Raw genomic sequence first — 25,409 nt, 5'->3', positions numbered from 1 at the left:
AACTAGCGGTCAAAATGCACCCTGGCATTGTAACCGTAGCTGCGCAGGTAGCGATTCCACTGCTGGGCTAAATCGCGATCGCTAAAAGGGCCAATCGCTACGTGGGGGCCTCTGGGGGACGTGCGGGTGAGGACCTGACTGCTGTTAAGGCCCAACTGGCTGACCCCTGATGCAGTTGAAGACAACTCGGCAGCAGAAGTGGGCACCACGACATAGTAGCCGCGATCGCTGACGCCAGGATTGAAGCTGACCGCCTCTACCGAACCCGGTGGCGGTGGCAGCGGAGATTCGCCAAACTCAACGCTGTCATTGGGCACAGCCACTACGGGGAGGGGAACGGACTGGCTACTGCTATTGTTGCTGCTGATGAAAGGCGGCGGCGAGGCAAAACTAGCCGCTGCGGGCGGGCGATCGACTTCGGCAATTTCAGCGCCAATGCCCCATTCCGCAAGGGCAGCTACCTGAGCCTGAGCATTTTGGGAGTAGCTAAAGGCTCCGGTTTGAATTACGGTTCTGCCGTCATACTGCCGCCGAAAAGCATCCGGCTCGATTTGCTGAATCTGCTCTAATAGCAGCGGACTGCTGCCGTTGACATAAACCATGTATCGACTAGCAGGAGCGATCGCAGCATTCTCACCAAAAGACGGAGGCATAGCCGCCGTACCCGGTAGCGGAGGCAATCCTTGGGCTAGCTGCTGTATGCTGTCATTGTTTTGAGGGACTGCCTGAGCGGCTAGGGCAGGGACTAGCAAACCGCCGGCAGTCAAGAGAACGGCAAGCCATCTTTTTGAAATAGCGATTCCGGTCAACCGAGGAAAATTGGCTGAACTGGAAACTAAATTCTGTAATAGATGTCTGTAGAAAAAGGCGTTCTCGGGGTTCATGCCAAATTCAGACTCCATCGAGACCTACACTAACTTCAAAAAACCGATCAGAAGCTTATCTCAGGTTCACTAAGGTTTGTATGCGGAAATGTTAGCCTAGATGGTGGACAATTTTGCAAAAATTTCTAAGATCTGTAGTGCATCATGGGCAAAATTGTAGTTGGCCTATCCGGCGGCGTTGACAGTTCAGTCGCAGCAGCAACCTTACATCACCAGGGGCATGAGGTTATTGGCCTGACGCTGTGGCTGATGAAGGGTAAAGGGCAGTGCTGTTCTGAAGGCATGGTAGATGCGGCTCAGCTTTGTGAAGATCTGGGCGTACCCCATCATATTGTCGATAGCCGAGACGTTTTCGAGAAAAGCATTATTGACTATCTAGTGTCTGGTTACGGCTCTGGCGTCACTCCTCTGCCCTGTTCTCAGTGCAACCGGGCCGTCAAGTTTGGGCCGATGCTGCAGTACGCCCGCACCGAACTGGCAGCCGATAAAATTGCCACCGGCCACTACGCCCGCATCCTTCACAATGCCGATACGGGCCGATACGAGCTGCATCGCGCGGTCGATCGCAGTAAAGATCAATCTTACTTTCTCTACGATCTGCCGCAAGACCTCCTAGCCGGTTCCCTTTTTCCCCTCGGCGAACAAACTAAAGCCCAAACCCGCCAAATTGCGGCTGAGTTAAATTTGCATACGGCAGAAAAGCCAGAAAGCCAAGATCTCTGTCTGATTGAGCATCACGGCTCTATGCGGGACTTTCTCGACAAATACCTAGCACCCAAGGCAGGTGATATTGTCAACACATCGGGGCAAGTCCTCGGCCAGCATGAAGGGATTCATCACTACACTATTGGGCAACGCAAAGGTTTGGGGATCGCTGCTCCCCATCCGCTGTACGTTGTTGCCCTCGATGTCGCTCGCAATCAGGTGATTGTGGGCGATCGCTCCAGCGCTCACCAGTCCGAATGCACCGTGAGGCAGGTCAACTGGGTGTCGATTGCGGCACCCGCCAGTCCTATCCGCGTTATGGTGCAAATTCGCTATCGTTCTCCGGCAGTACCGGCTACCGTTGTGCCGCTATCGGCTGAAGCTGATGCGGCCCCTGTCCGCTTGGTGTTTGATGACTCCCAGTTTGGCGTCACCCCAGGACAGGCGGCTGTTTGGTACGACGGTGATAGGCTGCTGGGCGGCGGGCTGATTGAACCCTTTGAGGCTTAATTTAGCCGCACTGTCGCCCCTGAGAAAAGTGACTGACTCGGTGAGCCGTACAGACTCAATCAATTAGGGCTACCTGACATATTTCGTGAGTCTTAGCGGGTTAAGCTGTTGCAGCTAACCCGATGTGGATTGCAGTTAATTAGCAGAAGAGGACGGTATCTTGAGTAACACGAAAGCGGGGATCGCTCCCCACGGTGGTACTTTAATCAATCGCATTGCCAATGCTGAGCAGAAACAGACGTTTTTAGACAAGGCTGAGCACCTGCCGCGCGTCACCTTAGACGATCGGGCTGCCTCTGACCTGGCCATGATTGCTATTGGTGGATTTAGCCCCCTAATCGGCTTCATGGAAAAGGCCGACTACGACCCGGTTGTCACCGATATGCGGTTAGCCAACGGGTTGCCGTGGTCTGTGCCTGTAACGCTCTCTGTCACTGAAGCAGTGGCGGAACCGCTAGAGATTGGCAGTCTTATCCGGTTAGACGATGCCACCGGCCGCTTCATCGGCGTGTTGGAACTCACCGAAAAGTATGCTTATGATAAGGAACACGAGGCCGTCAATGTCTATCGCACCAGCGAAGATAAGCATCCCGGCGTCAAAGTAATCTATGAGCAGGGGCCAGTCAACCTGGCAGGGCCAGTCTGGCTGCTAGAGCGCGATCCCCATCCCCTATTTCCCAAATATCAGATCGATCCGGCTGAATCACGGGCTATGTTTGCTGAGAAGGGCTGGAAAACTGTTGTCGGGTTTCAGACCCGCAACCCCATCCACCGCGCCCACGAGTATATTCAAAAGTGTGCCTTGGAAACCGTAGACGGCCTCTTTTTACATCCCCTGGTAGGCGCTACCAAAAAGGATGATATTCCAGCCGACGTGCGGATGCGCTGTTATGAAATCATGATGGAGCATTACTTTCCCCAGGATCGGGTCATTCTGGCCATTAATCCGTCAGCAATGCGATACGCTGGACCTAGAGAGGCCATTTTCCACGCTTTGATTCGTAAAAATTACGGCTGTACCCATTTTATTGTGGGTCGGGATCATGCTGGAGTCGGTGACTATTACGGTACTTATGACGCTCAGCATATTTTTAATGAATTTGAGCCGCAAGAACTCGGTATTATGCCTATGAAGTTTGAGCACGCATTTTACTGCACTCGAACCAGCACAATGGCTACTACCAAAACCAGTCCTAGCAAGCCAGAAGAACGAATTCATCTATCGGGTACCAAGGTGCGAGAAATGCTGCGGCGGGGCGAGCTGCCTCCAGCAGAGTTTTCTCGACCGGAAGTAGCTGCTGAGCTAGCGCGGGCAATGCAGGTGCCTCAGGAAGTTTAGGGAGGATAGTCACCTTCTGTGGGTCTAAAGCGACGAGATTTATTACAGCGAACTGGCCTTTTGCTAGGAGCATTGGGCTTAAGTGAGGCTAGTTTGTTGGGCTGGGCTGGGCGCTACCAGCAAGCGCTAGCTCAGCCAACTCGCCGCAAATTAGCTTTGCTAGTGGGGATTAACCAGTATCCGGCTGCAGTTTGTGACTCGACCTCCGATCAGGCGATCGCGCTGCGAGGCTGTCTAACGGATGTCCGGCTGCAGCAAGAGCTACTAGCTAGCCGCTATGGATTTCAGCCCAGCGACATTGTCACCCTGACAGATCAGCAAGCGACCCGTCAGGGCATTATTGAGGCTTTTCAATCCCACCTGATTGAACAGGCCAAGCCGGGAGATGTGGTGGTCTTTCACTTTAGCGGCTATGGTAGCCGTTTTAAGCTGGCTTCCGAGCCTAAGTATATGCAAAGCAGCTTGGTGCCCATTGATGGCTATTTGCCAACGGAATCCAAGCCGCAAATTCAAGATTTAACCGAAGAAACGCTGAAGCTGCTAATTGGAGCCACCAAAACTCGCCAGTTTACCAGCGTCATTGATGCCGGATTTTCTGATATCGGCCGCCTGCTCTGGGGTAATTTGCGCCTGCGATCGCGGCCTAACGTGCCTACGGGGGAACTCGATCCGGCGCTGCAAAACTTGCACGAGTCTTTGGGCTTAGCCCGCAGCCGCATCAAGGGCAGTGAAGCCTCTAGCCAAAAAGGGCTGCCCGGCACCGTCCTAGCCGCGGCAGCTTCAAATCAAATTGCCGTGGAAGGGCGCTGGCAGGGATTTAGCGCCGGGGTCTTCACCTACGCCTTGACTCAGCAGCTATGGGAACTAGAGCCCGCCCGCACTCTGCAGTTTGCTCTCAGCCGGACAGCCGAAACCATGCATCAGTGGACGGGACTAGAGCAGCGACCTCAAATTCGCGGGCAACAGGCAGAAGAAGCCGCCACAATCTATAACCTCAAGCCCGAAGCAGCGACAGCCGCCGAAGGTGTGATCATCGGTGCTGCAGACGATCGCCGCAGCTTTAAGGTCTGGCTAGGGGGCCTACCTGCGCCTGTGCTAGAGCATTACGGCAGCGGTTCTCGTCTGAGTCTGACCTTGGAGCCAAACAGCCCAGGGACGCTGTCAGAGGTGCCCGATAGCCTCAAGCTAAAGGTACAGTCTCGCAATGGGCTGACCGCCCAGGTTGCGCCGCTCAAGCCTCAAGCAATCTCAGTAAAAGTGGGTCAGCAGGTCTATGAGGATTTGCGGGTGCTGCCTCATAACGTTGATTTGGTGGTGGCGCTGGACAACAGCCTAGAGCGAATCGAGCGCGTTGATGCTACCAGCGCCCTATCTGGAATTCCTTTTGTATCTTCCGTGACGGCTGGAGAGCAGCCTGCAGACTGTCTGTTTGGCCGTTTAGTAACGGTTTCTGGCTCAACGCTGACAGCAGCGCTGATCAGCCAGGATCTCAATCAGGGTGACGTGGTACCGCTGAAAGAAGAGTTGTCTAACAAGGGCGGCTACGGTATTTTCTCACCCAGCCGGGAGCTGGTACCTGGCACCGTCGTCAAGCCGGAAGAAGCAATCAAAACAGCCTTAGGACGTCTAACGCCTCACTTAGAAGCTATGCTGGCGGCTAAGCTTTTGCGGCTGAGCGAAAATCAGGGGGCTTCTCGCCTACCGGTGCGGGTGAGCTTAGAGATGCTGGAGCCACAAGAGCGCATTTTGGCCCAGCGCGAAACCCTGCGATCGCCTACCCCTTTACCCAAGAGTCGCTTAGCGCCGCTGTTTACGCGAGGTGAGCGGCTCGTGAGAATTCCGATGGGCAGCCGCATTCGCTATCGTCTGTCTAACTTTGGCGATCGCCCACTGTACTTTTCGATGGTGAGCTTTGACGGACGGGGACGGGCCTTAGCTCTTTTTCCCAAAGCCTCCACCATTAATCAGGCCAGCGGCGCTTTGCTAGAAGCTGTTTTAGAAAATAACGAAATTCCACCGGGCGACGTGCGCTTCATTCCTCAGTCAGGCACCGACTGGATTGCCGACCTTACCAGTGATTGGGTAGAAACCTACATTATCGTCAGTGTTGAACCCCTGAAGCAGATGTTCAACCTGCTGGCCGCAGAAGCTAAGACTTCCGGCAACAGTGGTCGGGTAAACCCGCTAGTTGAACCACTTGAGGCCGCTCGCGCTGTCCTTACCGACTTGCACCATGCCAGCGCCTCGGCTGCAGGTGACAGTAACAGCCAAGGGGACAGCTATGCCTTAAACATGAACGCCTGGGCCACGCTGAATTTCGTGTACGAAGTCGTTTAGCTACCGACGTACTGAATACGGTAAATGCGATTGTTCATCTCTTCGGTAACCAGCAGGCTGCCGTCTGGCAGGGCTATCAAGCCCACAGGGCGTCCCCAGGTATCCGGGCCGCTAGGATTGACCAGAAAGCCCTTCAGAAAATCTTCGTAGTAGCCCACAGGCCGATTTTCTTCAAAGGGAACATAGACTACCTTGTAGCCCGTACCCTGACTGCGATTCCAGGAACCACGCATCGCCACGAACGCCCCGTTGCGGTAGGACTCCGGAAAAGTGTTGCTGTCGTAAAACTGCAGGCCCAAAGCGGCAGAGTGCGACTGAAACAGTACGTCTGGGGTTTTAGTCTGAGCGGCTTTCTGCGGATCGCGGCTGCGATCGCCCTGGGTTTGGCGAGGATCGAGATTGTTTGGGGTCAGGTAGGCATAGGGCCAGCCAAAAAATTCGCCTGACTGAATCTGGGTCAGGTAGTCGGGTACCAAGTCATCCCCTAAGCCGTCGCGCTCATTGACGGTGGTGTAGAGATTTCCTGTAATCGGATGAAAATCTAACCCCACCGGATTGCGCAAGCCGGAGGCAAAGGTCTGCTGATCGGAGCCATCCAGGTTCATCACCTGCACTGAGGCGCGGGGCAGCGGTTCTTCGCTGACATTGGAGCGCGATCCTACTGAAACAAACAGCTTTTGCGCATCGGGAGATACCACCACGTTGCGGGTCCAGTGTTGGTTGTAGCCGCCCCCTGGCAAATCAGCAATTTTTTCTCCTTGGTCGCTGAGCTGCTGCTGTCCGGCTGCATAGGGAAACCGCAGGACAGCGTCGGTATTGCCTAAGAAAAAGTAGCCCTCGGCGAAGGCCATACCGAAGGGAATATTCAAACCGTTACCGGCATCGGCAAAGGTTTCTTTGACTTCAGCTACGCCGTCATTGTTGCGATCGCTCAGCAGTCGAATCCGATTCTGCCGGGTTTCTGTCACCAATACGTCCCCTTCGGGCGTTAGAGCCAGCCAGCGGGGGCGATCGAGGTTTTCTGCAAACACGTTAACCACAAACCCTTCTGGCACCTGTAAGGTCGGATTTTCAGGGATGGGAATCACGTTAGGCGACTTGCGGGCGCTCTGAGAAGCGTAGGGCTGGGGCAAGTCTGATAGCGCAATTTGAATTGGTTCTGGGGTGAAGGACTCGGTGGGAACGAGGCGATCGGGTAGGGTTGCCTCTGTTTGGGGAGATGCTGTTTGAGTAGACGCGGCTGAATCCGTCGTTGAGTTTTGATTTTGGGAAGTCCTAGACTCAGGTTCTGCTGAGTTAGCGTTGGTCTGTGGCGTGGTACAACCTGCTAGCAGCAGTAGTCCCAAAAGCGGAAAAATTTGTTTCAGCGTCATGCTCAGTCGCGGTGAGTGCCTTCTTCTTTATCTTGCTACAGTAATTTCAGATTGTCTGTTGCGGATTTTGGTTCACATTCTTAAACCTTGATCCCATTACCAAATGCTCTTTTCTGCTAGCAGACGAAATGGGCTAAAAGTTGATTAGCGAAATGATTAGAAACGACTCTGATACCGATGAATAGGAGAGCGATCGCTCCTAGTTCCATCCAGGTGAAGCGTCGAGGCTGTCCTGGCCGTTTAGCTACGTTCATGGCCCTATATCCTCCTGACAAAACCAATAACTCATATTGAGTACGACTTATTCAAGTGTACTCATAACGGCTACGAGTTGACAAGAGAGAGTGCGGACGTTAGGGAGGGGAAGATGAATAACGAGGTCTTCTTAGTTAAGCTACGGCTGAATGGCTCAAGTCACCTAGCTAACCTTTTGCTCTACGCCGAAGCCTACCAGCACTAAAGTGTCTAAGGGCGCATTTTCCGGGGGGCGGCGGTAGTTGAAAATGCGGCGGATGCGCAGATCGGGATTGATCAGGGTAATAGAGTCTACGGCAACCACCTTGGTGTAATGGGTTGTCATGACTAGTTCTTGAGTTTCCGTGTCATAGCGAAAGTGGGAAACAATGGGCCTGTCTTCCTCATAGGCGCGATCGCGCAAATAGTCCCCCTCTAGGCTAGATCCCTGCTGCTGCTTAGGTACAAATAGCGCTCGCAGCTCTTGAGATACTTCCTCTCCATGTTCTGAGACGGTTTGAAAAGCGAGCTGAAACCCCGGCAGGTTCTCCACAGTATCGGTGAGGGGGTACTGATTATCTTCTAAGACCTTCTGCTTCAGGGCGGGCGGAATCGGGGCCACCTGAAATTCCGTGTGGGAGCGCTCTACCTCCTGATGGGTCAGATAGTGATAGGTGCGCTCAATGCTCCAGTCACCCACACAGCACTCAAAAAAGTAGTGGAATTTAGCAAGATCCATGAAGGGGGGCCTACAAAAAATAGTGAATTATTCTCTACACATTGGTTTACCAAAGAATTTGCAAAGTCGTGGGCGCAATTTACAATAGGCAAACTTAAACAGCGTTGTTTCAAGATCATGACTCACGCCACAGATATTGTTACGCTGGCCCGCTGGATGGCGGCAGATTTTAGTAATCAGCAGCAGGCATTTGACAATCCGCCTCTGTTTGCCCATATTCGCGTCTGTATGCGGCCACTGCCGCAGGATTTACTCTCTGGTCATAGCCTCTATCTAGAGCAGGCATATGATTACGATTTAAGCAGTCCGTACCGCGCCAGGGTATTGAAGCTTTTAGTCAACGGCGATCGCATTGAGATTGAAAACTACACAGTGCGCGATCAGGAGCAGTTTTTTGGGGCCTCCCGCGATCGCGAAAGGCTCTCCAAGCTAACGGCAGATCACGTAGAACTAATGCCCCGCTGCAACATGCATGTTGAGTGGACAGGCAATAGCTTTAAGGGTGCCGTTGAACCCGGCCAGGGCTGCTTTGTGGAGCGCAAGGGCAAAAAGACCTACCTCGACAGTGAGTTTGAAATTAACAACGACTGGTTTAGAAGCTGGGATCGAGGCCGTGATCCAGAAACCCATGAACATGTTTGGGGCTCAATCGCGGGGCCATTTCAGTTTGTGCGCAGGCAGAGCTTTGCCGACGAAGTGAGCGGATAACGTTAGGGAACATAGCCTGTTATGCCTGTTATGCCCTCTACTGAGTGCTGCAATGCCGCACCTTTAAGCTGCAACCAGGCTAGCCATGACCTCGACGCCAAATTCCGCCTCAAAGCTGTCCTTCTTATATTCCAGATTCCACAGCTCAATTTCACAGTTGTCATGCGGGTTAGCCGGAGTCAGCTTTAACACGAGCTGCTTGGCCTCTGAGTCGTAGTGGCAGTTCATCTCAGCGATCGCGCCAATTCGGCGGCGATCGAGGGCAACGGCAAGGCGCAGAATTGGGCTGAGTTCTTCCACAACCTGCCGCGCATGTTTGGTGGGCAAGTTGCGGTAATTGTCGTGCTTCTTTTTAGGAAAGCTTTTGCGATGGTAGCGGGCTAGGTTGGCGATAATTTCAATTTCGGCTTCGGTGTAGCCCAGCAGTTCCCCATTGCGCACCAAATAGTATGAGTGCTTGTGGTGGGAGGAATGGCTGATAAAGTGACCGCTGTTGTGCAAAATGGCAGCAGCCCAGAGGAGCTGCCGCTCGGCAAAACCCCAGCTGTGGAGCTTATCTTTCAGGTGGTCAAACAGCGCTAAGGCAAACTGGGCTACCCGTTCGCTGTGAGGCATATCTACGTGGTATTTGTGGGCAATTTTAATCACGCTGCGCTGCCGCACCGACCCCTGATACTGCAGCCGATCTTCAATTAAACTGTGGGTCAGCATCCAGTCAACCACGACCCCTTCTCGCAAAGCCCGCTCGCAGATGGTAATCGACTCAACCCCTAGCAGATCCATCGCCTCTTGCAGAATGATGGCACCCGCCACAATGATCTCAGCCCGGCGATCGGAGATCTCCGGCAGCGACAGTCGCTCTTTGTAGTTCATCTGTCGCAGGCGATCGACAATTTTTCGCAGCTCCGCCAGCGTCATCTGATAGCCATTGAGCGGATCGGGGATGAAGCCAAGCTTGTCGTCCGCCGCGATCGCGGCTAGGCACTCAATCGTGCCGGAAGTGCCAATAGATCTAAGTGTCTCCTCCGGTTTGAGATGAGTCTTCAGCTCATCTACCGGACGCTCTAACATGCCGCGAATGTAGGCACACAGATAGGTATACTCCTGATCGCTGATGGGGTCAGTGTGGACAAACTGCGCAGTGAGACGGACTGCGCCCACCTTGGTGCTGCTGAGAAAACGATGGGGCTGACCGTTGCCTAAAATGATTTCGGTTGAGCCGCCGCCAATATCAATAATGGCGTGGGGCTGATTCTGCAGCTCCATGCCAGACAGGACGCCTAAATAAATCCGGCGGGCTTCTTCAGTGCCCGCAATCAGGTTAATATCTAGGCCCACTTCTTTCTCAACCCGCTCTAGGAACTCACGGCCATTGCCCGCTTCCCGTACAGCGCTGGTGGCCACTGCCACAATGTCATCAGCCCTTAAACTCTGGGCGATCGCCATGCAGCGCTTCAGAGCAGAAATGCCCCGCTGCATCGCTTCTTCCGTGAGGTTGCCGGTCTTTTCGCAGAAGTCACCCAGGCGAACGGTATCTTTTTCTTTATCAATGATTGTGAAAGCGGGAATAGCGGGCTGAATTTTGACCACTACCATGTGGATAGAGTTCGTCCCCACGTCAATGGCGGCAAGAAGGCGATCGCGATCGAGAGCTGGCGCGAAGTCTGTCAGATCAAACGCTTGCGGGGCAAAGCGAGGAGCAGTATCTACCATAAGTCGGCTGAGTTCTTTGCTGTTACCAATCCTACATCGGGTAGTGGAGCTAGGCAGCGGACTTGCTCAATCCCGATGTCAAACTTTTACAGACCTTACCTAGAAACCAGGCAGATCACCATCCTCTGTAGAGAGAGTTTGACTGAAATCCCGCAGAATCTCTTTACCCACCGCTTCATAATCTTGCCAGCCCAGCTCGGCCCTTGGATCTTTGATCGCGTAGACGGGCACTCCCGCTAAAGCCGCCTTCTGAAACGCCGCCACCCGCCGAATCCCCGCTTCTAAAACCGGCAGACTCACCTCTTTTAGCAAGGTTCTCACTTCTGTCCCTGCTTTGCTGGGCTTGGGGGGAATCGCCGTCAGCAGGATGCGGTAGCCACGCATTTGAATTTGATTCAGGCACTCTACGGTCAGCACTAAGGCATCTAAGGCTAAAATGTCCGGCGTGGTGGGCAAAATTAGCAGATCACAGCTACTGGCTAGGGCGACTAAGTCCTCAGGAACCGGGCGAGCAGGGGTATCAATCACGACATGTCCATAGGCGCGACTGCTCTGTCCGGCCTGCCACTCGTTTAACACTTCAAAGGGTAGCTCACCGCGACTGGCCCAGTTAAGGGCTGAGCGGTTGGGATCGGCATCAATCAGCAACGTTTCTGCCTGCCCCTGAAAAAAGGCAGCCAAATGAATTGCAGTCGTTGTTTTGCCAACGCCTCCCTTAAAGCTGGCAACCGTAATAATCATGTCATTAGGGTATGTCGAAAGGGGAAAATGGGGGAGAGGGTAGATGCTTGTTGGGGAAATGGGGGAGAGGGTGGATGGGTTTGTTGGGGGAGATGAGGGAGATGGGGAAGATGAGGTTGAAAGGTGTGCGGCTGGAGTTGTTGGATGCGGAAGCGACAAGCAGGCTGGGACAGTGGCTGGGGCGATCGCTGCCAGCGGGGACGGTGCTGCTGCTGCGGGGTAACTTAGGCAGCGGTAAGACAACTTTGGTGCAGGGGCTGGGGGCCGGACTGGGGATTGCCGAAACGATTGATAGTCCCACGTTTACCCTAGTGAATGAGTATCTGACCGGGCGGGTACCGCTTTACCACATAGACCTCTATCGGCTCGATGGAGCCGGGGTAGACTCGCTTTACTTGGAGACTTACTGGACGGGGGTGGAGGTGGATCCGGGAATTGTGGCGATTGAATGGTCAGAAAAGCTAAATTATCAGCCGGAGGAGCCGCTGACTATCCATCTCGGCTATACCGACCAGGGACGCCAAGCCATACTCCAGCCCTCCACGCCAGCCCAAGCTCACCTTTTAGAAACCTGTCATGAACTACTGGCTGATGAAGTCTGAACCGGATGTCTACAGCATCACCGATTTACAGCAAGATCAAACTGAGATTTGGGATGGGGTGCGTAACTATCAAGCTCGCAACTTTTTACGAGAGATGCAGGTGGGCGATCGCGCTTTTTTCTATCACTCCAATACCAAACCGCCCGGGATAGCGGGGCTGATGGAAATCGTAACGGCCAACATAAACGATCCCAGCCAGTTTGACGCCGACAGTCCTTACTACGATGACAAGTCAACCCCTGAAAATCCCCGCTGGCAGACGGTGAAGGTCGGCTACCTGGAAACATTTGCCGCCTACATTCCCTTAGAGACGCTCAAAGCAGCTTTCAGCCCGGAAGATCTGCTGGTGGTAAAGCGAGGCAATCGCCTATCGGTGATGCCTGTAGCTAAGACTGTGGCGGAAAAGATTTTGGCGATCGCCCAATCATAATCTTCAAAGATGTTCCTTGAGCGCAGCCGAAAGGAACTACCAAGGCAGCACCTCACCTTTGGCGTGCCAGAAAGTACCTGTATTCTCCAAGCTCAGCTCGTCGATGCGCTGTAGCAAATTTTGCACCGACTCCGCCGGGGAAATACCGCTGCTGGTATGCCCGGTCATGCGAGTGCTGACCAAGCCAGGATGCAAAATACCCACGGCAATCCCTTCTGGCTTTAGATCATGGGACAAAGACTTGCCCGCCATAGAAACCGCGACTTTAGACATGCGATAGCCATAGGAACCGCCAGAAGTATTGTCTTCAATCGATCCCATACGGCTGGTCATGATGACGACCTTGGAGCCTGAGTGCAGGTGCGGCAAAAGCGCTTGGGTGAGCCGTAGCGTTCCGAGCGCATTGACCTCAAACTGTTTGCGAATGCTTTCAAAGTCTAAATCGTCCAAAGTGACGCGCTCTAGAATGCCAGCATTATTAATCAAAATGTCAATCTCGGTGCCTTTGAGCCGCTGGGACAGCTCGGCTACAGCCTGCTCAGAGGTGATGTCTATTCCGGCTTCTACCCGGATACCCAAATTCTGCAACTCATCAGAGGCCGAGCGGCAAACAGCAATTACCGTATCCCCCCGCTCCTTAAGCTGACGGCAATACTCATAGCCAATACCGCGATTCGCGCCCGTTACCAAACAAGTTGCCATCAGTTAATTTCCTTGCTCCTGTCTTTATCCGCTCCCCATTCTAGAGGCAGCAGCGGCTTAAAAATTCCCTCTGCAGATACAGCAAACCCAGCCGGATATGGGATGCGATCGCGGGCAAATTCAATCAGGGACGTTTGAGTTTTTGGCCGCAGATAGCTGTCTGTCTGCTGGGACAATCGACTCGGTATGATAAGAGCAGACTCAGCCAGGTTGGAGAAACTTTTAAAGTGGTACAAGCACAATTCCAGAGACTGACGCTGGAGAAATTTTTAGAACTGCCTGAAACTGAGCCTGCCAGCGAATATATTGATGGTCGAATTAGCCAAAAGCCGATGCCTCAAGGAAAACACAGTAGGCTACAAGGCGAATTCGTTCCAGCTATTAATGGTGTGGTCAAAGCCGCAAAAATTGCCTGTGCCTTTCCTGAGCTGCGCTGCACCTTTGGTGGTCAGTCTACTGTGCCTGACATTGCTGTCTTTACCTGGCAGCGAATTCCCTGCGATGAAAAGGGAGAAATTGCCAACTCATTTTTGCTGGCTCCAGACTGGGTAATTGAAATTTTATCTCCAGGTCAAAGTCAGACCAAGGTAACTAAGAATATTCTGCACTGCTTAAAACACGGGACGCAGATGGGATGGTTGATCGATCCTGATGAAAAAGCTGTTTTGGTTTATCGCTCCAAGCAGGAAATTGAGGTCTTTGATCAGTCTCAGATTTTACTGCCAGTGCCTTCGTTTGCAAGCGATTTAAAGCTGACGGTGGCAGAATTATTTGCTTGGCTTCTGCTCTAAGGCGATCGCCCTGGGCAGCACCTTAATTCTCTCAGCAAGCCCCACCTCAGAGCTTCGCAGAACAATACATTACGGCTATGCCTGACAGCCCCCTTACCGGATTGTTTGTTTATTATTCACCAACTTACGATAAAGCCGCGACCAGATCGCGGTGCACTGTCTCGCTGGAGGCAATCACCAGTCCCGGCCACTGGTAGTCCTGGCAGGCGTGCAGGGGGGGTAGAGCTGAGCCATCATGAGTTGTAACCCAATATCCGGCCTCCCTAGCGATAAAGGCGAGGGCAGCGCCGTCAATAAACTTGCCTGCGGAGAGAATCGCCCCGGTAAGATCGCCGCTCAGCAATCCGTTAACATTGGGAATTGGCGCGTCTTTGGCGTAGTCGGTTTTGACGCTGATCACCCGATAGCGATCGCCCAACTGAGCTGCCACCTTTCCCATCTGCCAGCCGAGCAGTATCGTATCCGGCTTGGCCGCTAGCCGCAGCGGCTGACACTGATCCAGCGTGTCCAGCAGCGTTCCCTGAAAGGCTCCTTCTCCCCGTAGAGCATAGTAGTAGGTATTTTGGGCCGGATTGATGGCTAAGACCGCTTCAAAGTCATCAGCATTGAGGATACTGAGAATAATTTGATAGTTGGGATGACCATCTAAGTAAAACCGAGTGCCATCAATCGGATCGAGGGTGATTAAATAATCTCCCTGCGGCCCTAAGTCGATTGCCCGGAAATACTTAGTGTTGTAAGTCTTCTCATACTCTTCGCCATAAAAACGTACTTGGGGAAACAGCCCCAGCAGCGCCACTTCCACAAAGGTCTGAATCGACAGGTCAGCATCGGTAAGGGCTGTCGCAAAAAAGTTATCGCCGTAGTCTTTGTCGGGATGGGCGGCGATCTGAGTTTGAATCTGCTGGGCGTAGGCGGCGGCGACCCGCAGGTGGGGCAGCAGCACTTCTAAAATGTGGCGGGGGGTAGGCTGGTCTGACATAGGGGTTAAGCTTGAGAGCAGCTAGGCGATCGCGTCGGTTTCGGCTAGGGAAAGCTGGGTTAAAACTTCACGGCAGTAGTCACTAAACAAGTGAGAGGTGCGAAATGTCTGATCGCGGGGATAGGGCGCATCAATGGCAATGTCGGCCACGACTCGGCCCGGCTGAGCGGCCATCACCACCACCCGATTAGACAGATAGACTGCCTCGTAAATATTATGAGTAACAAAAACAACTGTCCAGTGATACTGCTCCCACAGGCGCAACAGATCGCTGTTGAGCTTGCTGCGGGTCATTTCGTCTAAGGCACCAAACGGCTCGTCCATCAGCAGCACATTGGGATGGGTCACCAGAGCGCGGGCGATGGATACGCGCATTTTCATACCGCCGGAGAGCTGACGGGGATAGCGCTGGTCAATTCCGGCTAAATCGACCAGGTGTAGTGCCTGATAGATATCGGCGCGGGCGGCGGTGAGCGATCGCCCCTTAAGCTTGAGCGGCAGATGCACGTTGTCCATCACCGTGGCCCAGGGCATCAGCGCAGCATCCTGAAAGACAAAGGCTAGCTCCGGCTCTGCCTCTCCTCGCCGCCAATGAATATCGCCACGGCTAGTTTTTCCTAGCCCAGCCATCAGTTTCAGCACCGTACTCTTGCCACAGCCAGAAGGCCCTACCAGACTGACAAACTCGCCCTGTCGCACCTGCAAATTGACATCCTGCAGGGCCACCGTACCGTTGGGATAGACCTTGCTGACCTGATTGAGGGTGATTAGGGGTGGAGAAAACATGGTGAGACGATAACACACCTGACTCAGGTTAGGCAGACTCTCAGAGGTGACAAGTTAACAGCAATACGGACTCATACCAGCTTTGTGAACTAGCGCTACCTATCGGCATCCTACCGCCTGCGGCACCTCCCCTTGGCAAGGACAGGTTGGGAGGGGTCTAACACCCCTAAAAATCACAGCGCGGTTAGACAAGCACTGCCCAAGCTCAACAAAGTTTCAGCCGGAATCCAGTCACAGTGCTATGCTAATCACGCTGAGCAAAGCCTCTGTATTGCCGCCGTTACGTTTTGGGATCTGAATTGACTATGCAGGTGCAGTTCCGCGAGTGTGACTTTTTTAATCTGTGGATTTGGCTCGAACTCAGCACCGTTCCTTCCCAGACAGAGTGCCAGTATATTGAGGAAGTGTTTAACTCCTGGTTTTTTATCGGCAAGCTGGGCGGCTTTAACGCTGAGAACCTACAGGTGCAGGAAACCGGGCTAGAAATTAGCTATTTAGAATATGAAGACGATACGGCAGACGAAGCCCTGATGTCAGTGATGCACAACATGGGGGAAGTGCAGTTTCAGGGAGTTTGGGCGCGCTGCTGGTTCGATCTGGGGACAACAGACGCGATCGCCCTAGACGTGTTAATCAACACGCTGCAGCAGTTCAGCAAGGATTATGTCTATCTAGAGCGGCTAATCGTTGGCGGCGAAAATGAAGACTGGCCGGTTCCGGGCAGTGGACAGCCCGCCTTCTACGATGCCGATGCTTAAAACAGGGAGATAAATCTGACTATCTCAGGACGCCAAAGGGCCTAATTTTCGGTTTACTGGGCAGCAAAGAGTCCACCTTAAACCGCTGCTGCCATGTCTGCCACGCCTCGCATTATTTCCCTAATTCCCAGCGCCACCGAAATTGTTGACCTGCTGGGCTGGTCTCAGGCGATTGTAGGCCGCTCCCATGAGTGCGACTATCCGCCAGAGATTCAAGATCGCCCGGTCTGCACCGAACCCAAGTTTGAGCCAGTGGGAACGAGTCAGGAAATTCACGACAACGTCATGCAGGTGCTGCAGTCGGCCCTGAGTGTTTATAACGTCAAGGTTGAGCTGCTGGATTCCCTGCAACCTACGCATATCTTGACCCAAGCCCAGTGTGAGGTCTGCGCGGTTAGTCTGTCAGATGTGGAAGCGGCGATCGCCCAGCTTACCCACGGCCAGCCCCAGGTAATTTCCCTAGAGCCAGCGGTACTGGCCGATCTCTGGCAGAATATTCGCCAGGTTGCTCAGGCGCTAGGCGGAGACGCCGCCCAGGAAAAAGCAGAGCAGGCGATCGCCTCCCTACAGGCCCGGATTCAGTGCTGTCAGGATAAAGCCACCTTTATAGCAGAGCGTCCCACTGTAGCCTGTATCGAATGGCCCCAGCCGCTCATGGCGGCAGGCAACTGGATACCTGAGCTAGTCGAGCTGGCGGGAGGAGACTGTCTCTTTGGAACGGTGGGGGAGCACTCCCCCTGGCTGCAATGGTCAGACCTCGTCGCCGCCGATCCTGACATCATCGTCGTTATGCCCTGCGGCTATGACCTAGACAAAACCCGCCAAGAAATCTTGCCCCTGACGCAAAAGCCAGAGTGGGAACGCCTCAAGGCCGTCAATACCCAGCGGGTTTATCTCACTGACGGCAACCAGTATTTCAATCGCCCTGGCCCGCGTCTGGTAGATTCCTTAGAAATTCTGGCTGAGATTTTTCACCCCGACCTGTTTGACTTCGGCTATCGGGGACGGGCTTGGCAAAAGCTCTGAGTGCCCGCAAAATTTTGCGTCATCATAGATTTGTTTCAACTGGCCTGTCCATCATGCCCAAACTGAGTCTTCGCGGTCGTCTATTTTTCTCCTACCTGCTGGTGATGGGCATTGGCATTGCAACCCTAGCCGGACTGGGCTGGCTCTACGCGCCTCGGCTGTTTGTGGTTTCCCTAGAGCGGATTGAGGGACGCGGCTTCCGCATCCAGCAGATGAAAACGCAGCTGCTCAAGGGCTTTGAGTTTGCCTGGACGCGGGGTATGTTCTGGTCGATTGTCATGGGAGGTACGACGGCGGTGGCCCTGAGCTACTGGATGTCGCGCCGGATCGTCCGTCCCCTGCTGCAGCTTGAAGCCGTCACCGAAAAGTTTGCAGCCGGACACTTTGAGGAGCGAGTGCCTAGTTCCGATATTCCAGAGCTGAATCAGCTCGCAGCCAGCTTCAACCGCATGGCAACAGAGATTGAGGGGGTAGAGCAGCGACGCCGAGATCTCGTCAGCGATCTGACCCACGAACTGCGGACGCCTTTAACCATCGTGCGCGGCTATCTAGAAGGTTTAGCTGATGGCACCCTAGATCCCTCGACCGAGATCTATCAGCGCCTGACGCGAGAAACCGTACGCCTGCAACGACTGGTCAACGATCTGCAGGAACTCTCTAAGTTAGAAGCCGGCTATTTACCGATTCACAAACAGCAGTTTGATTTAGCCCCGCTGCTGCAAAACCTCGTGCAGCGCTTCAGCAATCAGATTTCAGATGAACAGGCACTCAATCTATGGCTAGACTGTCCGCCGACGCTGCCCGCCGTCAAGGCCGATCCGGAGCGGGTGGAGCAAATTTTGGTGAACTTGCTCAGCAACGCCCTGCGCTACACCGCCAAGGGCACGATCACGGTGAGCGGCTGGGCTGAGTCAGAGCGAATTTGGGTGGCGGTCAGCGATACTGGGGAAGGGATTGCCGCTGCGGACTTACCTCATGTGTTTGAGCGATTCTGGCGGGCCGATCGCTCCCGCGATCGCCATTCCGGCGGTACAGGCATTGGCCTAGCCATCTGTCAGCGCTTGGTGCAGCTCCAGGGCGGTGAGATTACGGTAGAGAGTCAGCTCGGACAGGGCAGCCAGTTTCGCTTTTGGTTGCCGACTGCTCCTAAGCTAAAAAATGCCAAGCCTATCTAGCGGCGATCGTAAGAATGCCGTTGTTTTGGTTATAGTTAAGGGGGGCATTTTAATCTGGCCTTCTAAGCTTCGGTAGTAATGCAGAAATCTTCTCCACCCCAGCTGTCCGACTTTCAATCCTCTGCCAACCGCAAGAGTCAGCTTAGAAATCTTTGTCGATCAGGTCAGCTTTTTCGCGATCGCTACCGTATCTTGCGAGTGCTAGGGCGTGGTGGCTTTGGGGTAACTTTTTTAGCTCAGGATGCGGCTCTGCCCGGCTCGCCGCTGTGCGTGATCAAGCAGCTTTCACCCAAGGTCAGAAACCCTTTATCTCTAGAGCGAGCCAAAGTCCGCTTTAAGCGAGAAGCCCGTATCCTGTCGCAGTTAGGCAGCCACTCCCAGGTGCCAATGCTGCTTGACTATTTCATGATCAAGGGCGAATTTTTTTTGGTGCAGGAGTTTGTGCAGGGGGATACGCTGGCTAAAGAGGTGCGGCGGTCGGGGATTCTGAGCGAGCCCAAGGTGAAGCAGTTTCTACAGGAGATTCTGCCGGTTGTGCGCTACATTCACCACCACCGGGTAATTCACCGCGACATCAAACCGCCGAATATTATTCGCTGCCGGGACTATCAGCGCTTAGTACTAATCGACTTTGGGGCGGTTCGAGAATGTATTGCCGAAGCCGATGAGTCGGGCTACCGGGCTCCGACAACTCAGTTTGTCGGCACGATGGGCTTTGCTCCGCCCGAACAGCTAGCCCTACGGCCAACCTATGCCAGTGACATCTATGCCCTGGGTGTCACCTGTCTCTTTTTGCTCACAGGCAAGTCCCCAATTGAATTTGACGGCAACGCTAAAACGGGTGAACTGCACTGGCAAAAATCGGTGGATATCGGCCCTCACTTTGCCTCTGTTTTAGCCAAGATGCTGAAGCCAGATGTTCGCGATCGCTATCAGCAAGTAGAAGAGGTGGAGCGTGCCTTACAGCTTGAGCCGTATTACAGCAGTTTGTCAGACTGTCTCAATACCCAGCCACGGGCCAACTCCAGTTTTGAAATGGAGGCAGTGACGCCTATGGATAGCTACCTCACCCCAATTCAAAAGCGGGCGGCAGCCATTCGCAGTTGGCGATCGCGCCGCAAGGCTAAGGAATCAACTAAACCTCGGCACGGCCTTTCTAACAGCATGAGCTTTCCGCTGTAGGGACGTGGTCGGGACGCGATCGCGCCCCGACGACAGACTGACTATTGGCGGCTTTTCATCAGTTCGACAATTCGATCTAACCGCGAAACCATCTTGGTCTGCTGAGCCACAATTTCAGCCGTTCGCGGCACCGACTCAAAGAAGGCTTTATCAACCAAATCTAGGTCAGTCGCTTCCTCCGGGAATCGCAGCTTGCGATTGCGCTCTAGCACTGGCGTGATAGCGCTGGCTAAAATCAGATCTGCGATCGGCAGCGGCAGCTCTAGCATTTGCAGCGGCCCCGGTGTGGGAATGGGAATTTCAATTTCCCGCTGTAGCTCTGGCACGATCAGATCAATGAGCCACTGATTGACGATACACTGAGGCGCATACTGTCCCAGCGCGTCGCGGGCAATTCCCCCCAGCACCCAGGGTGTCAGCAAGGTAAAGTCCAGTTCCACCAGAGGTGCCCGCCAGCTAGCAAAAATAACCACGCCGTTGCGCATCTGAGATTGCTTGGCTTTGGGCGCTAGCCAGGCGGCTACATTGAGGAAGTAGCGCTCAATCGAATCAAGGCGAGCGGCTGAAAATCCATTCAGGTTGATGTCGAACCAGTGGTGCCAGGTACTGTCAGCAATAATGCGTCCGACATCGGCGCGATGGCCATCATAGGCACTCACTAACCCTACTTCGCGCCCTACGTCCGCGGAAGGGTCTTGAATTCTGCCCCAGGCCACCACTTCTACCTGAGGCTGAAAGCCATTTTTAGAGGGCCAAATGCTGCTGGGATAGCTCGTGGGCGCGATCGCCTCTCCCTCATGCTGGTGATCCGGAAAAATACGAATCGGCCCATCTGCACCGCATAAAACCGGGTGGGGATACTTTTTCAGCACCAGGCTGGGCTGATAGCTCCACTGGTAAAAGTATTTCAGGCGAATAGCTTGTGGAAAATCGTCACTTTGATCAGGAAAGGTGTAGACGCCATCAACCCCCGGACGCAAAGTGCTATTCCAGGTGGGAGCAGAAGCAGGAGGGGCAGGATACTGGCGCATTTCGCCGGCTCGCTTAATAGCGCCAGCAATGCCTTGCCCCAAAGAAGCATGATCGCCAGTATGCAGTACCCCACCGCCCTCATCCATGAAGGCATTCACAGCGCTGATTTCTGCTGGCGATAGCAAATTGCCGCTGGCAATGCCAAACAGCCACAGTTCATCATACTGGTCTAAATCTACGTCATCCAGCGTCGTGTTTTGCATATCAGCGCTGGGGTCAGGGCCGCGATGAATCAGCGTGGTTTCAAACTTGACCCAGGGCCAGGGGTCAGAGTTGAGGGCAGCAATTACTCGCTGCAGACCGTCAAACGGGCCGCCGTCAAAGCGAATTGAGCCTTCAGCATAAATAGCAATTTTGACAATAGCGGGCCGCTTAAACCAGGTAAAACGGTCAATATCGATGACGCGGTGGCGATCAACTAGTTCTGGAACAAGATGCTGCCAGCGGGGTTCCATAGAAGCCTCCAATAAATCATTTAGGCTTCTTCACTATGGCGAAGGCATCAAGCATTTTACAGTACACAACCGGGTAATTTATGACGGTGCATAGTGGCTGAATCGCTAAAATAGACCGCCTCTCATCACCCATTCTCTATGTCCAACCGCTTAAGGCAGCGCAAAAGTCAAAAACCTCGCTATCGGTTACAATTGCCTCAATCTTTTTGCGATCTTCGGCTGAAATTGCCGCCTTCCAGGCATCCTTTTGCGTTTTTGGATTGCGATAGATTGTAAAAAACTTATTGCCCCATTCTCGACTACGGTGAGGGATATCGGCAGGTGAATTAATGCTATAAATTCTATCTAGGAATTGCCCAGTTTCCTGAGCAAAATCTAGACCAAAGTGTTCAAAAATTTGATTGGCATAGGTATAAGCGTCTTCGGCAAAGCGCTCATAGCTGATAATGAGACCTTGTGAAGAGTGTTTTGCAGCACTAACGCAGCTTTCTACTTCAATCCGCCAAAGCAAGGCAGTTTTTTCAATTTGAGTAAGCTTTTCCAGTCGATTTTTATACTGCTCGAATAAATCAGGGCTGTGTCTTTTAAGTAAAGTCTTTAAAACAGTTTGCCTACCCGTAGGCATTTTCTGCTTGATCTGGCCCTTGAAGTCGGAAAGAACCGTTGCACAGGGATGTCTAACGACGTAAACAACTGGAACTGAAGTATTTTTCAGCAGGGCATTGAATTGCTCGACAAAGGTAACTTCTTTAAAGATGACGGGGACTAACTTACGGGGCGAATAGGCTACCTTATACAAGCCTGAAAAGCTAGAAAGCAGACGAGATAATACCCAGGCTTTGTTTTTGCCTACCGAGAAAAGAGGATAAGACTTTTGATTAAAGAAAGGAGGTTTGTCGCTCAAAGGATGCGCCTTGAGCAAAGCTGTATGTATTTCTATAGCCTGAGACTCAGTTATTTTTCCTGATTTGAGGGCATAGCTCAGCTCAGATATTTTCGAGTCACAGTGCCGAAGTCTATTGAAGGGTTCAAAGCGATAAACAACGTCTGGATGACTATTAATTACGGTGCCAATCCAGGTTGTTCCAGAACGCGCCGGACCTACAATTGCTTTGACGTAATCTCCAGCAGCTTGCATGGCGATCTTACGAATAGAACATTCTAAATATTTTAGATGGAAAAACCGAGTTTCAGCGTTAATCTAAACCAATCTGTTGAATAAGATCAAAAACGGTTACAGACTAATTGATTCTCAAATACTAAAAAACCTGTTCAAAAGCCATACTGTCAAGTATCTCTTTACTAAAAAAACTATCATCTTTAAGTTCAGAACAGTTATGGCGGTAGAAAACTGCACAGCAGACTAACTTGTGCATAGCCCAATGCTGAGCGTGCAGGCCGCAGGCCGCATTTAGCCAAAATCGTCATAGTCTTGGCAGACTTATGACTTCGTTTAACTCAGATTTCAGCGGCGGCGTGAATAAGTTCCCCAGGTTCAGAATTATTAACGGGCAGAACGCCGGAACGCGGTTAATGATTGTTCGAGTGCTGAGTTTGATTTCATGAGTGCAGCTTCCTATTACTGGCAACTGGTGCAGCTTCAAAGCAGTGGTAGCTGCCGCATCGTTAAGCAGACAGCCGCTAAAGACTGGCTATATGCCCAATTTCCCCATCTGCCAGAAGCAACTATCATCAGCGATCGCCCTTTGCAAAAAGCGCTTTGGCAAATCTGGCAGCAAGGTGAGGCCGCCGCCGACTCGGCGCTACTGTGTCTGCGCTGCTTTGTGTCTCAGATTATCCGCAAAGCCTGCCTACAGCTCGTGCGTCAGTTTGGTGAGGCTCACGGCTTCACGGCAGAAGATCTCTACCCGCTCGTGCTAGATGACACAGGCGGTTCTCTAGGAGACTATCAGCCCCTGTCAATGGAAATTTTAAAGACTTACGATCCGGCCAAGGCCGGACTGGCAACCTGGACGACGCGGTTGGTTAAGCACCATCCGGCCTTAGATCGGCTGCTGCACGAACACAACCTTTATCGGGTCAGCGACTGGGCCATTCTCAATGACACCAGCCCAGAGCAGATTCAGCGCGTTTTGAGCGAGTTTCATCAGCGGACAGCCGCCGAGATTCAGCAGGCTGCGCGGCTGCTAGAGCGCTATCACGCTGTCTACCGCCGCGATCGCCAGCGTCAGCTTCGTACCTGTCGTGGTCAGTCCTGTTTGCCGCCAACACTAGATCAGCTGGCTCGCATGGACGCCACCATATCGCCCGATACGGTACTGTCAAGACTGCAGGAAATCGCTCTGCTCCTGCGCCAGTATCGCACCTATGTGCGCAATCGCTATTTCCCCACTGAGTCTTTAGATGCTGACGCGATCGCAGAGCCTCAAGCGCTAGAAACCTCCGAAAGCGAGCAGCTACAGGCAGATTTTTTGACCCGCTATCAGCAAGCGTCGGCAACCTGTCTAGAGCAGGCGATCGCCCAGGCAATAGAAACCGAGGTGGCTCGCCTCCAATGCAAAAAACCGCCCCGAGATCAGGTGTTTCTTGTGGCCCTGCGCCTATTTGTCTGTCAGGGCATCAGCATGGGAGCGATCGCCCCCCAAATTGGCTATAAAAACCAGGTACAGGTTACTCGCCTGATTCAAATGAAAGCTTTTCGTACCAATGTTCGCCACTATTGGCTAACTCAGCTCCGCCAGCAAACTCTCGCCCTAGCCGAAACCCATTTAGAACCCGATCGCCTGTGCGCTCTCGATCGTGTCCTAGAAAAGCTTTTGGCCGAAGAGATTGACGCTGCCATTGAGCAATCCCAGGCAGAAGCTCAAAATCCTCAGCGCAGCGTTCCCACCAATCGCTTTGATCAGCAAGTTTGTCACTATCTGGACTGCAGCCTTTAGCTGTAGATGGCTTCATCTTTCCATCAGGTACGAATTATGCCGCTTTCGACTGCTTCTACCCTCTTCACCCCACCGGAGTCAAACGTCATGACGGATACCCCTTTTGCCGACTTTGAGCCGCTGTCCCCCACCTCGGTTTCTTTAAACGATGACCAAATGAGCTGGGCTATTAGCGCTACAGAGTCAATTGCGGATGCGGCCCAGCACTGGCGGGCTTATCTGCTAGCTCTCGCAGTTGCTGGCTGGCAGCAATGGCTGGGCACAACGGCTACCGATCTGCGCTCTAATTGTGAGTCTCTGGCTGCGCCCTATGAAAGGGCGGTCTGTCAGATTGGGCTGGTGGCATCATCCACCGATCCTGCGCCATCTCTAGGCAATTTTGATCACGAGTTTCACCTGTCGCTGCTGGTCAGTGGTAGCCTCAGTGACGAAGTAGTGCTGCTGCCACGGGCCGCCGTGACCGCAGCCAAAAGTCATTTCTATGTACTGGTTGAAGTGCAGGAAGAACAGCGTCAGGTGGCGATCGCGGCTATCTTGCGTCATGACCAGCTCATGGCCCGCCTGCAGGCGCAGCCGACGATGCCGCTAGTGGGCGATCGCTACCAGCTCCCCCTGAGCTGGTTCACCACGTCTTCCAGTACGCTGCTGCTGTTCCTGCGCCACGCAAATCCGGCCTCCTTACTGTCAGCCGCCGCTACAGCAACCGAGCCTATTGCGTCTCTGCCAGACGCCTCTTACCCTGTCGCTGCCTCTGCTGGCGCCGCTCAACCTTTCCTCAACGTGGCGCACTGGCTACAAGATCAGCTCGACGATCTGGCCCAGCAGTTTGCCTGGACGCTGCTGCCGGAGCCAGTGCGAGCACTGCGATCGCCCACTGAAGAGTTTGAAACAATTCTCAGCGATCTAGAAACGAACGATATCGCTGTCCCCTCTAGGGCCAGAGCGGCCTTCACGGATCTACAGTTGGGGGGGCTGCTTCTCCGCCTCTATGCCCTGACGTGGACAATCTATGACGACCCCAGCCAGCCAGAGTGGTCGCTGATGCTCTTTCTCGGCTCTGCCTCTGAAGATCCCCTGCCTGTGGGCACCGTCCTGCAAGTCCGCGACCAGGAGACACTCCTGGCAGAGCAAACTCTATCCGATCAGGCTGCTAGCTTTTACCTCTATGCCCAGGTTTTCGGCCATTGGCACGAAACTTTTCAGGCCACTGTGGCTTTGCCGTCTGGCCCGCAGCTACACCTGCCGCCGTTTGGGTTGGCGCTTGAGGCTTAAAACAGCAGGGCGAGGGAGACAGGGAGAATGAGG

The 25,409-nt window shown here is 53.3% G+C and carries 25 protein-coding genes; 13 read left to right on the top strand and 12 right to left on the bottom strand.

Annotated elements, in window-relative coordinates; genetic code table 11:
• Window positions 1–2 precede the first annotated feature (2 nt).
• Complete coding sequence (locus QJQ48_RS05440) at window positions 3–902, bottom strand: hypothetical protein (RefSeq protein ID WP_346290191.1); 900 nt, start codon at window positions 900–902, stop codon at window positions 3–5.
• Between the two features lie 126 nt (window positions 903–1,028).
• Here QJQ48_RS05440 and mnmA point away from each other — a divergent pair, with 126 nt between their 5' ends.
• From mnmA to QJQ48_RS05425, 3 genes are all read left to right on the top strand, one after another.
• On the top strand, window positions 1,029–2,099 hold the full coding sequence (gene mnmA / locus QJQ48_RS05435; RefSeq protein WP_346290190.1) for a tRNA 2-thiouridine(34) synthase MnmA: 1,071 nt from the start codon (window positions 1,029–1,031) through the stop codon (window positions 2,097–2,099).
• Window positions 2,100–2,259: 160 nt separating this feature from the next.
• A complete protein-coding gene (gene sat / locus QJQ48_RS05430; protein ID WP_346290189.1) occupies window positions 2,260–3,438 on the top strand; it encodes a sulfate adenylyltransferase in 1,179 nt (392 codons plus the stop codon).
• Window positions 3,439–3,456: 18 nt separating this feature from the next.
• Complete coding sequence (locus QJQ48_RS05425) at window positions 3,457–5,775, top strand: caspase family protein (RefSeq protein WP_346290188.1); 2,319 nt, start codon at window positions 3,457–3,459, stop codon at window positions 5,773–5,775.
• Here QJQ48_RS05425 and QJQ48_RS05420 read toward each other — a convergent pair.
• From QJQ48_RS05420 to QJQ48_RS05410, 3 genes are all read right to left on the bottom strand, one after another.
• Window positions 5,772–7,148 (bottom strand): PQQ-dependent sugar dehydrogenase, encoded by a 1,377-nt coding sequence (locus QJQ48_RS05420; protein ID WP_346290187.1) that lies wholly within the window; start codon window positions 7,146–7,148, stop codon window positions 5,772–5,774. The genes QJQ48_RS05425 and QJQ48_RS05420 overlap by 4 nt on opposite strands.
• Window positions 7,149–7,264: 116 nt before the next feature.
• Window positions 7,265–7,402 carry a hypothetical protein gene (locus tag QJQ48_RS05415; protein ID WP_346290186.1) on the bottom strand — a complete coding sequence of 46 codons (138 nt, stop codon included), beginning with the start codon at window positions 7,400–7,402 and terminating at the stop codon, window positions 7,265–7,267.
• A gap of 164 nt (window positions 7,403–7,566) precedes the next feature.
• Entirely contained in the window at window positions 7,567–8,121 is a 555-nt protein-coding gene (locus QJQ48_RS05410; RefSeq protein ID WP_346290185.1) for a phycobiliprotein lyase, read from the bottom strand.
• A 117-nt stretch (window positions 8,122–8,238) separates the two neighbouring features.
• On the opposite strand from QJQ48_RS05410, the gene QJQ48_RS05405 reads away from it, so the two are divergent.
• Window positions 8,239–8,829, top strand: coding sequence for a chromophore lyase CpcT/CpeT (locus QJQ48_RS05405; RefSeq protein ID WP_346290184.1), 591 nt, complete (start codon window positions 8,239–8,241; stop codon window positions 8,827–8,829).
• A 63-nt stretch (window positions 8,830–8,892) separates the two neighbouring features.
• On the opposite strand, the gene QJQ48_RS05400 is transcribed toward QJQ48_RS05405, so the two are convergent.
• Window positions 8,893–10,542, bottom strand: a complete 1,650-nt coding sequence (locus QJQ48_RS05400) for a Ppx/GppA phosphatase family protein (protein ID WP_346290183.1) — start codon at window positions 10,540–10,542, stop codon at window positions 8,893–8,895.
• A 99-nt stretch (window positions 10,543–10,641) separates the two neighbouring features.
• Window positions 10,642–11,283: a nucleotide-binding protein gene (locus QJQ48_RS05395; RefSeq protein ID WP_346290182.1), complete on the bottom strand. Its 642-nt coding sequence runs from the start codon at window positions 11,281–11,283 to the stop codon at window positions 10,642–10,644.
• A 110-nt stretch (window positions 11,284–11,393) separates the two neighbouring features.
• On the opposite strand from QJQ48_RS05395, the gene tsaE reads away from it, so the two are divergent.
• Both tsaE and QJQ48_RS05385 read left to right on the top strand, forming a co-directional pair.
• Complete coding sequence (gene tsaE, locus QJQ48_RS05390) at window positions 11,394–11,885, top strand: tRNA (adenosine(37)-N6)-threonylcarbamoyltransferase complex ATPase subunit type 1 TsaE (RefSeq protein WP_346290181.1); 492 nt, start codon at window positions 11,394–11,396, stop codon at window positions 11,883–11,885.
• Window positions 11,860–12,315, top strand: a complete 456-nt coding sequence (locus QJQ48_RS05385; RefSeq protein ID WP_346290180.1) for an EVE domain-containing protein — start codon at window positions 11,860–11,862, stop codon at window positions 12,313–12,315. Before tsaE ends, QJQ48_RS05385 begins: the two co-directional genes overlap by 26 nt.
• A gap of 36 nt (window positions 12,316–12,351) precedes the next feature.
• Here the strand turns inward: QJQ48_RS05385 and QJQ48_RS05380 are convergent, their stop codons facing one another.
• Both QJQ48_RS05380 and QJQ48_RS05375 read right to left on the bottom strand, forming a co-directional pair.
• Window positions 12,352–13,017, bottom strand: a complete 666-nt coding sequence (locus QJQ48_RS05380) for an SDR family oxidoreductase (RefSeq protein WP_346290179.1) — start codon at window positions 13,015–13,017, stop codon at window positions 12,352–12,354.
• Window positions 13,017–13,193 carry a hypothetical protein gene (locus QJQ48_RS05375; RefSeq protein ID WP_346290178.1) on the bottom strand — a complete coding sequence of 59 codons (177 nt, stop codon included), beginning with the start codon at window positions 13,191–13,193 and terminating at the stop codon, window positions 13,017–13,019. The genes QJQ48_RS05380 and QJQ48_RS05375 overlap by 1 nt, the downstream gene beginning before the upstream one ends.
• Window positions 13,194–13,244: 51 nt before the next feature.
• On the opposite strand from QJQ48_RS05375, the gene QJQ48_RS05370 reads away from it, so the two are divergent.
• Window positions 13,245–13,808 carry a Uma2 family endonuclease gene (locus QJQ48_RS05370; protein ID WP_346290177.1) on the top strand — a complete coding sequence of 188 codons (564 nt, stop codon included), beginning with the start codon at window positions 13,245–13,247 and terminating at the stop codon, window positions 13,806–13,808.
• A 124-nt stretch (window positions 13,809–13,932) separates the two neighbouring features.
• Here the strand turns inward: QJQ48_RS05370 and QJQ48_RS05365 are convergent, their stop codons facing one another.
• A complete protein-coding gene (locus tag QJQ48_RS05365; RefSeq protein WP_346290176.1) occupies window positions 13,933–14,790 on the bottom strand; it encodes an inositol monophosphatase family protein in 858 nt (285 codons plus the stop codon).
• 21 nt (window positions 14,791–14,811) lie between these two features.
• Window positions 14,812–15,576 carry an ABC transporter ATP-binding protein gene (locus QJQ48_RS05360; protein WP_346290175.1) on the bottom strand — a complete coding sequence of 255 codons (765 nt, stop codon included), beginning with the start codon at window positions 15,574–15,576 and terminating at the stop codon, window positions 14,812–14,814.
• A gap of 305 nt (window positions 15,577–15,881) precedes the next feature.
• On the opposite strand from QJQ48_RS05360, the gene QJQ48_RS05355 reads away from it, so the two are divergent.
• From QJQ48_RS05355 to QJQ48_RS05340, 4 genes are all read left to right on the top strand, one after another.
• Window positions 15,882–16,334 (top strand): DUF3531 family protein, encoded by a 453-nt coding sequence (locus QJQ48_RS05355; RefSeq protein ID WP_346290174.1) that lies wholly within the window; start codon window positions 15,882–15,884, stop codon window positions 16,332–16,334.
• 93 nt (window positions 16,335–16,427) lie between these two features.
• Window positions 16,428–17,360: a cobalamin-binding protein gene (locus tag QJQ48_RS05350; protein WP_346290173.1), complete on the top strand. Its 933-nt coding sequence runs from the start codon at window positions 16,428–16,430 to the stop codon at window positions 17,358–17,360.
• A 53-nt stretch (window positions 17,361–17,413) separates the two neighbouring features.
• On the top strand, window positions 17,414–18,535 hold the full coding sequence (locus QJQ48_RS05345) for a sensor histidine kinase (RefSeq protein ID WP_346290172.1): 1,122 nt from the start codon (window positions 17,414–17,416) through the stop codon (window positions 18,533–18,535).
• A 78-nt stretch (window positions 18,536–18,613) separates the two neighbouring features.
• Window positions 18,614–19,717: a protein kinase domain-containing protein gene (locus QJQ48_RS05340; protein ID WP_346290171.1), complete on the top strand. Its 1,104-nt coding sequence runs from the start codon at window positions 18,614–18,616 to the stop codon at window positions 19,715–19,717.
• A 41-nt stretch (window positions 19,718–19,758) separates the two neighbouring features.
• Here QJQ48_RS05340 and QJQ48_RS05335 read toward each other — a convergent pair whose 3' ends face one another.
• Together QJQ48_RS05335 and QJQ48_RS05330 are read right to left on the bottom strand one after the other, a co-directional pair.
• Window positions 19,759–21,204, bottom strand: a complete 1,446-nt coding sequence (locus QJQ48_RS05335; protein ID WP_346290170.1) for a hypothetical protein — start codon at window positions 21,202–21,204, stop codon at window positions 19,759–19,761.
• A 136-nt stretch (window positions 21,205–21,340) separates the two neighbouring features.
• Complete coding sequence (locus QJQ48_RS05330; RefSeq protein ID WP_346290169.1) at window positions 21,341–22,342, bottom strand: sulfotransferase domain-containing protein; 1,002 nt, start codon at window positions 22,340–22,342, stop codon at window positions 21,341–21,343.
• 424 nt (window positions 22,343–22,766) lie between these two features.
• On the opposite strand from QJQ48_RS05330, the gene QJQ48_RS05325 reads away from it, so the two are divergent.
• Entirely contained in the window at window positions 22,767–24,104 is a 1,338-nt protein-coding gene (locus QJQ48_RS05325; RefSeq protein ID WP_346290168.1) for a hypothetical protein, read from the top strand.
• A 6-nt stretch (window positions 24,105–24,110) separates the two neighbouring features.
• On the top strand, window positions 24,111–25,376 hold the full coding sequence (locus tag QJQ48_RS05320; protein ID WP_346290167.1) for a DUF1822 family protein: 1,266 nt from the start codon (window positions 24,111–24,113) through the stop codon (window positions 25,374–25,376).
• Window positions 25,377–25,409: the final 33 nt, after the last annotated feature.

This window comes from Sphaerothrix gracilis Ecp01, assembly GCF_030405905.1.
Lineage (GTDB): Bacteria > Cyanobacteriota > Cyanobacteriia > Phormidesmidales > Phormidesmidaceae > Sphaerothrix > Sphaerothrix gracilis.
Note: the sequence above shows the minus strand (reverse complement) of the source record. Positions and strands in the feature narration are given on the sequence as shown.